A 12,099-nucleotide genomic window follows, 5' to 3' on the forward strand; every position below is an offset into this window, starting at 1 on the left:
GTAGACAAAAAAAGCCCACGATCACTGAATCGTGGGCTTTTTGAATCTTGAGCTTCGATCACTTGGATTTGAGATCGTAGTTGACAGTTTGAGGTTCCGCTGTGACAACCAAAACATGTTTGCCGTCAGGTTGCACGTTTGCCGAACGTGGTGGCATCGATTCGACTGCCCCAACATCAGCTGCGTCTTTTCCTTCAGGAATTGGATCACCATTAGGAAGAGTCAACTTCGAAAACGTGACGTCATACGTCCCCGCCTCAAGTCCTGGCTCCATCGAAAAGTGCGTTGCTGTAAATTTCCCGCTTGCATCGGTGATTGCGAAACCACCAGTGCCAGTCGTTGTTTTTTGTGGAAGAAAGCTCATGGTTCCACCGGGCCAGGGAGCACCATCGAGAGTGACGGTTCCATCAATTTGAACCAATGCTCCTGGCTTTTCGTATCCATCATTCTTACTACAACCACTCAACATGGCGGGAATCAGAAGACTGGTGAGCACTAAGCCTGAAATAAGTGATTGACGTTGCATTGCGAGGTTTTCTAGCTTGATGAGTGATGTTGAACTATTCAGGGGGAGTTTTACAGAGTGGTAAAATGGTTGAACCAACGTGAGATTCAGATGCTCTCGAATCTAAAAAATCCCCGGTTGGTCCATTCCGACTTCACCTACGGTCTACACTTTCAGGCAAAGCTGCATCGTTATTGTGCACTCGGTGTGCGTCAAAACGAGCCACCGCTAAGCCTATAAATCTTGATGTAGAGCACATCCATGCTTTCTGTCGCCGTGGAGGAACGGCTCTCTCATGAACAACGCAAAACCCCACGAGACAGACAGCAAATACGATTTCCGTAAATATCAGAACTGATCCTGAAACCTGAAACCGCTCTCTCAAACGTTGAGAAAAACAGCGATTCCAGAGATTTCCGGACTGGTTCTAGAGCATCTTTCGAACTGGTTCGCAGGACCTGCCTCGTGGCGAACAGCATCTTTACTAGAGAAATGAGTTCTTCACGGGCACTCGGTAGAGCATCCATGAGGAAGTTTCTGTCAAGTCGGGAGTGAGACGATTGCGGGATTTTCCAGGCATCCATCCGGCATCACTCACCGAAGTGAGGCGCCAATAGACATGATTCGGTCGGTCCCATTCAAACTGACGGTCTCGAAGACCATGCTCTACCACGGGATCCAACTGCAATCCCACTCTCCATCTCGACGTGAAACTCTGAACACTCTACTGCTGTGATTTTACTATAAAATGATCTTGCGTGAGTCCCTTTCGCCTCGCCCTGGCCTGGGTCTGCAACTCAAATTGAGACCCAGGTGATGGTGTGGTGAATGGGACGGTCTCTTTTGCTGAGCTCGAGTCGGGCTCAGGCACTGACCGCAGGAACGGCCTCTTTCCAAAGTGTGCCATGTTTGAGCATCGCCCACATGACTCGTGACAAGTAATGTGACGTCGCCACCAAGGCAATTTTCTTGCGTGCCGGATCGTCGCGTTGAATTCTCTCGAAGTAGGCTCGGACCGTTGCCGATCGGCGGATCGCTTGCCAGGCGGCTTCGGTCAACATCGCACGAGCTGCCGCAGAGCCTTGTCGAGTGATGTGTCCCAGGCGGTTCTTGTCCGACGATTGATCCTGGGTCGGAACCAGACCGAAGTAGGCTCCCACCTGTTTGCTGCTTTTGAAGCGATGCGGATCGTCGATGAATGCGACCATTGTCTCGGCGGTTCGCAGACCAACTCCCGGAATCGATTGCAGCTGAAAGACAGCGGGGTTGTCCCGGGAGAATTTTTTCAATTCGGTTTCGAGCCTTTGCACCTGCGTTGTCAAAAAATCGATTTCCTGGACAAGTATGTCTCGTTTTATTGCCAGCAGCGATTGTTCGAATGTCAGTTCTTTGAGCCACTGCATCCCTGCTTTGGTCCAGAGACCAGGTCGCGTGGGAGCTTTGATTCCCAATGATCTTAACAAGGCTCGAATTCCATTCTTGGCTCGGGTTCGCTTTTCGATGGTTCGCTTGCGGAAGGTGACCAATTCCCGCCACGCCCGGACGTCGGCGGGTGGGACATGGACCTCGGGAAGTTGATCGACATACAACAGCTTGGCGAGCTTTTCGGCATCGTTGCGGTCGTTCTTCTTGTGCGATCTGAAGATCAATCTGAGTTGTCCGGGATGCGCGACCACCACCCGCAGAGCCACTTTCTTGAGTGCTTCGGACAGCCAGCCGTAATTGCAACTCGCCTCGAAACAGACCTGAAACGGCTCGGTCAGCTTGGAAAGCGTTTCGATCAACTGCTTGAGCTCGCGAACCGTCCATCGCTTGTGAACCTTTCCGTTGTTCTTGAGGACGCAAACCGTAATTTGTGTTGTGTGAACGTCTAATCCAACGTAAAACATAGTCGTCTCCTGAGATCGGGGTGGTGAAAAAAACAGTTCCACAATACCCGATTGACGGAGACTTCCTACATAGTTTCAAACTGTTCTAGAACTCGCCGATGACATTTCCGTCGTTAATTCGTGCGAGGTTAACACGAGTAACGGAATCAACATTTTCAGACAGGAAGCGAACTGAACCGTCTCCCATTAAAATTTGAATTCCACCAACGTGAAGGCTTCCGGGTTCACCCCATTCACCGTTTCGACCAGGTTGGAACTGAAGATTTGGTGGAGATCTCCAGGCACAGCATCGGAAATTGTTAATCCCGCGTGAGGCTGCGAGATTCACACCCTGTCCGACGTGGGATGAACATGCCCAGGATTGGGTCTCACCATCATCAACATCGAGAGTTGTTTCAACGACTGCAACGGTGTTCGATGTTCCATCTTTGAGGTCACGAAAACGGCTCGATGAGTTCAAGCCAAACATAGCACGTGTCAGTCGGCTCTCGGCAGCCCACAATGCGCCTCCGTTTCCACGTGCGACACTGAATCCGTAAGAACTTCTTGCGGAATTAGTCACCCCACACCCGTATGAAGCATTCGCGCTCGCGTACGTCTGCGGGCCATCATCAGAAGGGCAAAGAAGAACGGTTAAAATCTGCTTAGACAGGTTCAAGTTCGTGTTTACATTTGGATCTTCTCCACCAACGATCACTCCACCATTCTGATTTCGAATCCCTGTCGCCCAAGTGAATTCGAATTGATTGTAGAGAGGGCCTTGATCGAGGTATGGCAACAACATTGGCCATCCTGAATGATTCAAAATCTGTGTTCCTGTTGGGGTTCCAGCATTCGACGATGCGTGGGCTGTCGCGTAAGGAAACATACCAGCTGCATCATGGTAGTTATGCAGAGCGAGTCCAATTTGCTTCATGTTGTTCTTGCACTGAGAGCGTCGAGCCGCTTCACGTGCTTGTTGAACCGCAGGAAGCAGCAATGCTACCAGGATCGCAATAATTGCGATCACCACCAACAGTTCAATCAGGGTAAATCCCCGCTGCTTCCGCCGCGAGAATCGTGAGTTCAACCAATCAATTTTCATGCTGCACCTTTACTAGAATAGAAACATGGAAAAAAACCAAAAGCTCAACTGACAAATGACTTATGACAAACTTTTCCCGTTGTCGCGAATCGTTCTGAAGCCTCTGAGACAGGTCCCCATACCAGGGACCGCTGACAACGGTTCCGAATTACTTCTGGTTTATGAGATTTCGAAATCCTGCCGAGGCTTGCCAAACCAACAAACAGAGTTCACTAATGTTAACACCACTTAATACTCATTAGTTTCTGCATGAGTTGGAAAAAACAGAACAAAATTTTCCTCATGCACGAAACGTGCCGAAAACAGATCAAAAATCACCGTTCCAAAGCGAGAATTGCTTCAACCCGCGATTCTGTTCATCGAATTTGTTGACACTGATGATTAGCGAGAAGTGTTCGAATAAAAACAGTTTATTTAAACGCTGACTACGACCTCAATATAAAACGCTCTTTATCATTACGATTCGCCGTTAACTACCCAACGCATCAACCCACCAGCATACGTACCCGCAAACCATCACGAACGGCGCCGACGTACCAGAAAACCAGACCAAAGCAGTTCGCACTGCACGCTCGGAACAACGACTCATTCAAGTGCCCTGCTCCCAGATTCACATTCAGATTTTGAACCAACAGTCACGCCCCCTCTCGCAGCTCCGACACCCGCACGTGAAGCAGAGAAACCCAGACTTAACAGGCCTGAAGCTTCCCGCGAATGTCTTGAGATTTCCTCTACAGGTTCGTTGATACGACGAAGACCTAAGAATACCGTTGAACTCGTGGTGATCAGTTCATGAGAGTGCGAAAAGTATGACAAAGCATGACAGTGACCTCCACGGAAACGGCAAGCACTGAAAACGCTCGAGAGTAGTGGAAACTTCAGTGCGGAAGTATTCAGACCAGACCTTCTTCAACCTCTGAGGCAAAGGCTTCCATGAAGATCATTCTTTACCCACCCGTCGACGAAGTCCGTCTGGCGAAAATTCGCAACGCAGCAGAGTCAGTCCCGCTGGTGAATTGTCAATCAGAAAAAGAAGCTGCGAGAGAAATCGTCGACGCCACGGGATTCATTGGAAAGATCACGCCGCAGCTTCTGGAACAAGCTGAGCAACTAAAGTGGGTGCAGTCCCCGACAGCGAGCCTGGAACACTATGTCTTTCCGGAACTGGTCGAGCATCCCTGCAAGCTGAGTAATATGCGAGGACTGTTCTACGATGTGATTGCCGATCACGTCTTTGGATACATCTTATGCATCGCCCGGAATCTACACATCTACCTTCGCCAGCAGAGCGAGCAAATCTGGAATCCGATCGGCACCGCTCCCGACCAGGACACACTCGCGAGTGCAGTTGGAACAGAAAGCGAAATTGATCGTCGGCACATGCACCTCTCCGATTGCACAATCGGCGTGGTTGGCGTTGGCAGCATCGGTGCCGAAATCTGCAAACGAGCGAAAGCGTTCGGAATGACCGTGCTTGGTGTCGACCCCATCGTCAAAAGTGTGCCCGGTATTCTTGAAGATGTTTGGAGCCTGGAAGGTTTGGATGATCTCTTGGCAGAAAGTGATTTCGTTGCGATCGCAGCTCCTCAAACCCCAGCAACAATTAAGATGTTCCGTACTGAGCAATTTCAGAAAATGAAACCGTCTGCCTGGGTGATCAATATTGGTCGGGGAATGATCATCGATCTTGCGGATCTGACAGAAGCCTTGCAATCGAACGAAATCGCAGGAGCCGCACTCGACGTTTTCGAGATAGAACCGCTGCCATCCGGACATCCACTGTGGAGCATGGAGAACGTGATTATCACGCCACATGTGGCGGCTGCGTCGACGCATGTCCCTCAGAGACACTTGGAAACCTTGCTTGAAAATGTCCGTCGTCATGTCGCAGGAGAACTCCCTGCAACGCTTGTCGACAAGAAAAATTGGTTCTGAATTGCCCACGACAGAGTCGCCTGAATCTCAAAAATCGCGTCATTCTTTGACTCGCGCTAGCCAGTCTGGTATCAATAAAGTATGATTCGTTGAAGCATCCCAACCTATTTGAGTCACACGGCTCACTTACCTGTTACGACCCGCAGAATACCCCAAGAACCCCACCCTTCCAGCGATGCCCCAGTCAGGAATTCTTGACTCATCGATGGATGTTGTTAATTTCAAACATTGTTTTTGCTTGTCTTCAACTATCCTTGCAAGACGCAATTCAAGCCTTGATATGAGGTCATGGAATGAAGCTGTTTCAATTCTTTCGTCTCGCCGGTGCCCTCAGTCTTTTGGCTTTCGGCCCTTCTCTGAGTTCAACTTCGCTGAGCGCAGATGACTCGGCGGCATCACTCAGCCCGGTCGAATCTCTTTCGATTGGTCCGAACCTCGGCTCAGATTTGAAAATTGTCGGAAAGGATGCCCGTGTTCAACTCTTGGTGAACGCCAATCACACAAACGGCCGCATTTCCGATGCGACTCGAACAGCTGAGTTCAAAATTGAGCCGGCCGACATCCTCACAATTGATGAGACAGGGCTGCTGACCCCACTCAAAGATGGAACTGCTCAAGTCACAGCCTCTCTCTCCGGAAAAACGGTAACCGCTTCTGTTCACGTGGAGGACTTCGCGGGCAATCGTCCGATGAATTTCAAGGATCAGATCGTTCCCGTGTTTACTAAGCTCGGTTGCAACAGTGGTGGTTGCCACGGAAAAGCAAGCGGTCAAAACGGTTTCAAGCTCTCTCTGCTGGGATTCTATCCTGAAGATGACTACGAATTCCTTGTGAAAGAAAGTCGTGGACGCCGAATCTTTCCGCCTGCTCCTGATCGGAGTTTGCTACTCACAAAACCAATCGGTGCCTCACCTCATGGTGGCGGAAAACGAATGGAAAAAGACTCTTACGAGTACCGCATCATTCGCCGCTGGATCGAAAAAGGAACCCCTTATGGTGAGCCGACTGATCCTGTCGTCACCGGAATTCGATGTTACCCAGAAGGACGTGTCTTAAGTCAAAATGAACAACAGCAAGTCACGGTTTACGCCACGTACAGCGACGGGCGACTCGAAGATGTCACCCGAATGGCTCTGTTCGAACCGAACGACACAGAATTGGCTGAAGTGAATGAATCAGGTCTTGTAACCACTCTCGACCTTTCTGGAGAAGTGGCCATCATGGCACGCTACCAAGGCCAGGTCGCTACATTCCGAGCAACAATTCCACTCGGTGCAGAAGTCGCCAGCACTCCACCCGTCAAGAACTTTATCGATGAAGCAGTATTCAACAAATTGAAATTGCTCGGAATTCCACCATCACCTCTCAGCGACGATTCCACATTCCTGCGGCGTGTTCATCTCGACATCACCGGAACACTTCCGACAGAAACAGAGGTCAAAGACTTCCTGTCCGATCAAAGTACCGACAAACGCAGCAAGCTGATTGATCGACTCCTCGATAGCCCGGAATACGCAGACTATTTCGCAAACAAATGGAACATGGTTCTGCGGAACAAAAAGAGGCAGGCACAGGACAAGACAGGAACGTACATGTTCCATGACTGGATCTGGAACAGTTTGTATGACAACAAACCTTATGATCAATTTGTGAAAGAGATCGTCACCGCCTCCGGTGATCCAACGATGAATCCTCCTGTTATCTGGTATCGTGAAGTCTCAGATGCCAACCAACAGGTGGAAGACGTTGCCCAACTCTTCCTGGGAGTGCGAATTCAATGTGCTCGCTGCCATCACCATCCATTCGAAAAGTGGAGCCAAAACGACTACTACGGATTGGCCGCTTTCTTTAGTCGAGTTGGCAAGAAGAAGCTCACTGCAGGGGTTCAGACAAACTTGCGGGACCGACGCATCTTCCACAATGAAGGTGTCGCACAAACACCAAACCCTCGAAGCGGTGTTCAACTCAAACCGATGGCCCTCGGTAGCGATCCATTCAATGTTGCTCCCGATCGTGACCCTCGCTTCCATTTGGCCTCTTGGATGGCACAGCCTGACAACGCATTCTTTGCAAAATCTCTGACAAACCGCTACTGGAAACATTTCTTCAGCCGCGGAATTGTTGAACCCGAAGATGACATGCGGGAAACGAACCCACCTTCAAATCCAGAACTTCTGGATGGTCTCGCGAAGCACTTCATTGACTCTGGATTTGACCTGAAAGAACTGGTCCGCACGATTTGCAATTCGTCGACATACCAGCTCAGTGCATACCCGAACGATTTCAACCTGAAGGACAAACAGAACTTCTCACGCTACTACCCAAAACGGCTGACAGCAGAATCGTTGTATGATGGATTCCATCAGGTCACCGCCACGACTCAAAATTATACTGGCATGCCGCAGGGAACCAGCGCGGTTCAACTTCCAGATGCTTCGATCGGTCCATACTTCTTGAAAGTCTTCGGACAACCTCAAGCCGACACTGCCTGCGAGTGCGAACGCTCTCAGGAAGCGAACCTGGCTCAGAGCCTGCATTTGCTGAACAGCAGCGAAGTGCAGAACAAGATCAGTGCCGCCACCGGACGTGCTGCCACACTGGCGACACAGAAAGACCGACCTCATGCGGAACGAATTCAGGAATTGTACCGTTGGGTCTACGCTCGTGAGCCTGACGCTGAAGAACTCCAGATTGCCCAAGGGCACATCGACAAGAATAAAGAGAACGAAAAGATCGCCTACGAAGACATTTTGTGGGCCTTGATTAACACCAAGGAATTTTTGTTCAACCACTAATGAAAATTCCTTACTCCAAAGTCAGAGCCATCTGACATTGGTCGTCGAAGCCTGCTCCCCGTTGAGCAGGCTTTTAAAAGCGAGTGTGTGTCGCACACCACTTTGTGAATCCTCCACGACTCCTCCCTCCACGGAATAGACATGTCTCTTGCAAACATTTCTCTTGCAAATTTTGGGGCTGTTGTGAATCAGTGGCGACAATACTTTGTATTTTCAGTCTGCCTGCTTGGTCTCCCAGCAATCTCAGTTGCCCAACTTCCACAAACTCGTTTGTACGCGGTGTCACCACCGGGGGGGCAAATCGGGCAAGATTTTGATGTCGTCGTGACATCAGGTGCCGATCTCGACGAACTCTCGGAGATGGTCTTCTCGAATCCCAAGATCACCGCGAAGCAGAAAACGGTCAAAAACGTTCCTGTTAAAAACACGTTTGTTGTTCATGTCCCCAAGGATGTCGCTCCGGGGGTTTACGAAGTTCGCTGTGGCGGACTTTTCGGATTCAGCAATCCCCGTCGATTCGCCATCGACAATTCTCCAGTCGCTTTGGACCCTGCTGACAATAACTCAGCCGAAAAAGCGGCGCCTGTCGAGCTAGGTCAAACGGTGAACGGTCGGCTGGAATCGGGGAACGACATCGACTGGTTCCGTGTCAGTGCGAAAAAAGGTCAACGCATCACTTTTGATGTGTGGGCAGAGCGGCTTGATTCCAGAATGAAGCCCGTCATTGCAATCTTCGATGGAACAGGTCGCAGGCGTCTTAAGTGGTCACAAAATCCTGTCAGTGGCGATCCGGTACTAGTCTTTGACGTCCCCAGCGATGGTGAGTATTGCATTCAACTTAGAGACATCACGTACCGCAACGGGGCGGATTATTTCTACCGATTGCAAGTCCATACGAACCCATATATTGAGTATGTCTGGCCGCCAGTAGGGACGGCAGGGACCAAGGCTTCGATGACTCTATTCGGTTACAACCTTCCCGGTGGACAGAAGAATGGTGAGCGTCTCAACCAGATTGAGCTCGAGTCATTAGCAGTCGAGATCGACATCCCAGCCCAGCCAGATTTGCTCAAAACGGAATGTCGAATCCGTCCACTCTCAGGAGGGATTGACGGCTTTTCGTATCGCCATACCGTGGACGGAAAAGTTTCGAACCCAGTGTTCATTGGAATCACTGACCAATCTGTTGTCGCTGAAGTAGAGCCCAATGATGATGCCAAACAAGCACAGTCAGTCACTGTTCCGGTTGAAATTGGAGGGCAATTCAAAGAAGTCGGAGATAGCGATTCGTATCGCTTCACAGCTAAGGCGGGTGAAGTTTACTACGTTGAAGTGAAAGCGGAACGACTCGACACAGCTGCAGATCCATATTTTGTCGTGAATCAAATCACTCCCGGAGCCGATGGTGCCGAACAAGTGAAGCGACTCACCGCACAAGACGATGTTGCCACAAACTTGTCAGCAAATATTTTTGACACCATCACTGACGATCCAGTTTATCGCCTCCAGATTCCAACCGATGGAATGTACGAGGTTATTGTTCGTGACCGCTACTGGGAATCGCGCGGCGATCCATCATTGCGATACTCTCTGGCAATTCGCAAAGAGACTCCAGACTTCCGTGTCGTCGCAATTCCTTCAGCACCTACACCGGGACAAACCTGGCCGACCGGAATTCGGCGAGGTGATCAGTTCCCGATTTCTGTTCTCGTGTTTCGTCAAGATGGATTTAAAGGACCGGTCGAAGTTTACGCCGAAAACCTGCCCAAAGGATTCACTTGTCCGGCAGTCGTGGTAGGTCCAGGTGTCACTTCATCGACGCTGATTGTCACGAGCGCAACGGATGTCCAACCAGGTATCCAACATCTTCAACTTCGGGCACGAGCAAAAATCGAAGACCCGGCACTCGTACGCAGCGTGGCAACAGCAACAACCGCAGTGACGAACGCCTCCAAGCCAATCGCCGATCTCAAGAAGAAAGCAACCGAGGCGACTGAGAAAGTGAAGGCTCCTGAAGCTGCTTACAACGCTGCACTCAAAGCATCTGAAGCGGCTCCCGATGACGCAAGCCTCAAAGAAAAAGCCGATGCTGCAAAGAAAATTCTTGATCAGGCTGTGGCCCAAAGAGATGCTGCCACAACAGCACTCACTAACGCTCAAAATGCCCTCAACACGGCACAGGCCAATCTCGAAGCAGCAACGAAGTCATTGCAGACAAGCACAGCGAATGTCGTACACCCTGTTCGAGCAGGGACAATCGTCTGGAGCAACGCTGCCAACATTCCAGCGATCTCCCGGATCACCGAGACCATGGCAGTGACGATCCTCGATGAACCAGCCCCATTCCAGGTCCGAAGCAATGCTCACCGCTTCACTGTCAATCAGGGACGTCAAATTCTCCTCCCTGTGAAACTGGAAAAACGTTCTGGCTTCGACAACAAAGTCACGTTAACAACGAAAGAACTCCCGAAGGCTTCCAACATCGACTTCCCGAACTCCGCTTTCGAAAAAGGCGAAGCAGAAAAGACTCTACGAATGTTTGTGAAGGAGAACACTCCGCCGGGGATCTACACCATCTGGATGCAAACCCAGGGCCAAGTCGGTTACCGTCGGAATCCAGCCAAGGCGGAAGACCTCAAGAAAGCCAACGAAGCTGCCAAAGCCAAAGCAGCGACGGCCAAACAAGCCGAGGCGGCTGCCACTCAAGCAAAAACGGCAGCGACAACAGCTTTCACTCAAGCTCAGCAAAAATTGACGGCATCACAAACCGCTGTCAAAACTGCTGAAGCGGCTGTGACCACTGCTCAGCAAGCTGTTGAAAAGTTGAAAGCAGACTTTGCAGCATTAACGACAAAGCTGAACGAGCAGAAAGCTGTGGAGGCGAAACTCACAGCCGAAATCGCTATCGCCACTAAAGCACAAGAAGCCCAGAAGGCAGAACTCGCAGTTGCAGAAAAGTCACTTGCAGAAGTTCAGACCACATTGAATCAGGCAAATGAACTTGCTGCAGCTGCACAACAGAAAGCGGCTGAACTGACGAAACAAGTCGCTGCTCAACCTGATAATGCAGAATTGAAAACTCAACTCGACGCCACGAATGCTGAGGTCGTTGCTCAGAAGAAAGCAGTCGAGGCAGCGATAGCTGCAGTCCAGGGAAAGACGACAGCCCGCGACACAGTGAAGAAAAAGCTTGATGCAACCACAGCTCAACTCAACCAGTCTCAGCAACAACTCACTGCAGCAAAAACTGCACTGGACGCCTCAACAAAGGCCGCTGCGACTGCCGAAGCACAAGCGAAGGCAGCTGCACAAACTGTTCTCGCTAAACAAGCCGAAGTCAAAGCTGCACAAACAGCAGCCACACAAGCTTATGCCGCACTCAAAGCAGCGACCAAAGCCAAAACTGACGCCGAAGCAGCAGAAGTTGCAGCCCAAGCACTCGCAAAATCGACGGAAGCAGCACGAGTCGCTGCCGAAAAAGCCTTCACTGCAGCAGACACCGCCGCCAAACCGAAGAATATCAACTTCACACCTCCGACCACCCCGATCGTAGTTGAAGTTCTCCCCTCTCCAGCAAAACTGGCAGCGACCGTTCCCAATGGAGGAAAAGTCAAGAAGGGGGAAGCGATGGAAGTGACCGTCAAAGTGACTCGCCAAAACGGTTTCACTGGACCAGTCACACTCGCTTTAGAATCCCCAGCCGGGGTGAACGGCCTCGCCGCAACTCCGGTTGTCGTTCCTGCGGGTCAAGCTGAAGGTAAAATCGTTATTCAAACGACAGGAGAAGCCCCGGATGGAAAAGTCGAAAATCTCGTCGTCCGTGCCGGCATGGACTTCAATGGTCGTGCCGAAGTTGACTCACCGGTTGTTCTTGAAGTCACGAAATAACCA

General features: G+C 50.6%; 7 protein-coding genes. 3 read left to right on the forward strand and 4 right to left on the reverse strand.

Annotation, left to right across the window (positions count from 1 at the left end; genetic code table 11):
* Positions 1–58: 58 nt before the first annotated feature.
* From Mal48_RS16605 to Mal48_RS16620, 4 genes are all read right to left on the reverse strand, one after another.
* On the reverse strand, positions 59–526 hold the full coding sequence (locus Mal48_RS16605) for a carboxypeptidase-like regulatory domain-containing protein (RefSeq protein ID WP_145202046.1): 468 nt from the start codon (positions 524–526) through the stop codon (positions 59–61).
* 463 nt (positions 527–989) lie between these two features.
* Entirely contained in the window at positions 990–1,193 is a 204-nt protein-coding gene (locus Mal48_RS16610) for a hypothetical protein (protein ID WP_145202049.1), read from the reverse strand.
* A 175-nt stretch (positions 1,194–1,368) separates the two neighbouring features.
* Positions 1,369–2,394, reverse strand: coding sequence for an IS110 family RNA-guided transposase (locus tag Mal48_RS16615; RefSeq protein ID WP_145200130.1), 1,026 nt, complete (start codon positions 2,392–2,394; stop codon positions 1,369–1,371).
* 85 nt (positions 2,395–2,479) lie between these two features.
* On the reverse strand, positions 2,480–3,478 hold the full coding sequence (locus Mal48_RS16620) for a DUF1559 family PulG-like putative transporter (RefSeq protein ID WP_145202052.1): 999 nt from the start codon (positions 3,476–3,478) through the stop codon (positions 2,480–2,482).
* Positions 3,479–4,411: 933 nt separating this feature from the next.
* On the opposite strand from Mal48_RS16620, the gene Mal48_RS16625 reads away from it, so the two are divergent.
* The 3 genes from Mal48_RS16625 to Mal48_RS23345 all read left to right on the forward strand — a co-directional run bounded on the left by Mal48_RS16625 (position 4,412) and on the right by Mal48_RS23345 (position 12,096).
* A complete protein-coding gene (locus Mal48_RS16625; protein ID WP_145202055.1) occupies positions 4,412–5,413 on the forward strand; it encodes a D-2-hydroxyacid dehydrogenase in 1,002 nt (333 codons plus the stop codon).
* Between the two features lie 293 nt (positions 5,414–5,706).
* Positions 5,707–8,208 carry a DUF1549 and DUF1553 domain-containing protein gene (locus tag Mal48_RS16630; protein ID WP_145202058.1) on the forward strand — a complete coding sequence of 834 codons (2,502 nt, stop codon included), beginning with the start codon at positions 5,707–5,709 and terminating at the stop codon, positions 8,206–8,208.
* Between the two features lie 141 nt (positions 8,209–8,349).
* Positions 8,350–12,096, forward strand: a complete 3,747-nt coding sequence (locus tag Mal48_RS23345) for a hypothetical protein (protein WP_197441768.1) — start codon at positions 8,350–8,352, stop codon at positions 12,094–12,096.
* Positions 12,097–12,099: the final 3 nt, after the last annotated feature.

The organism is Thalassoglobus polymorphus (genome assembly GCF_007744255.1).
Lineage (GTDB): Bacteria > Planctomycetota > Planctomycetia > Planctomycetales > Planctomycetaceae > Thalassoglobus > Thalassoglobus polymorphus.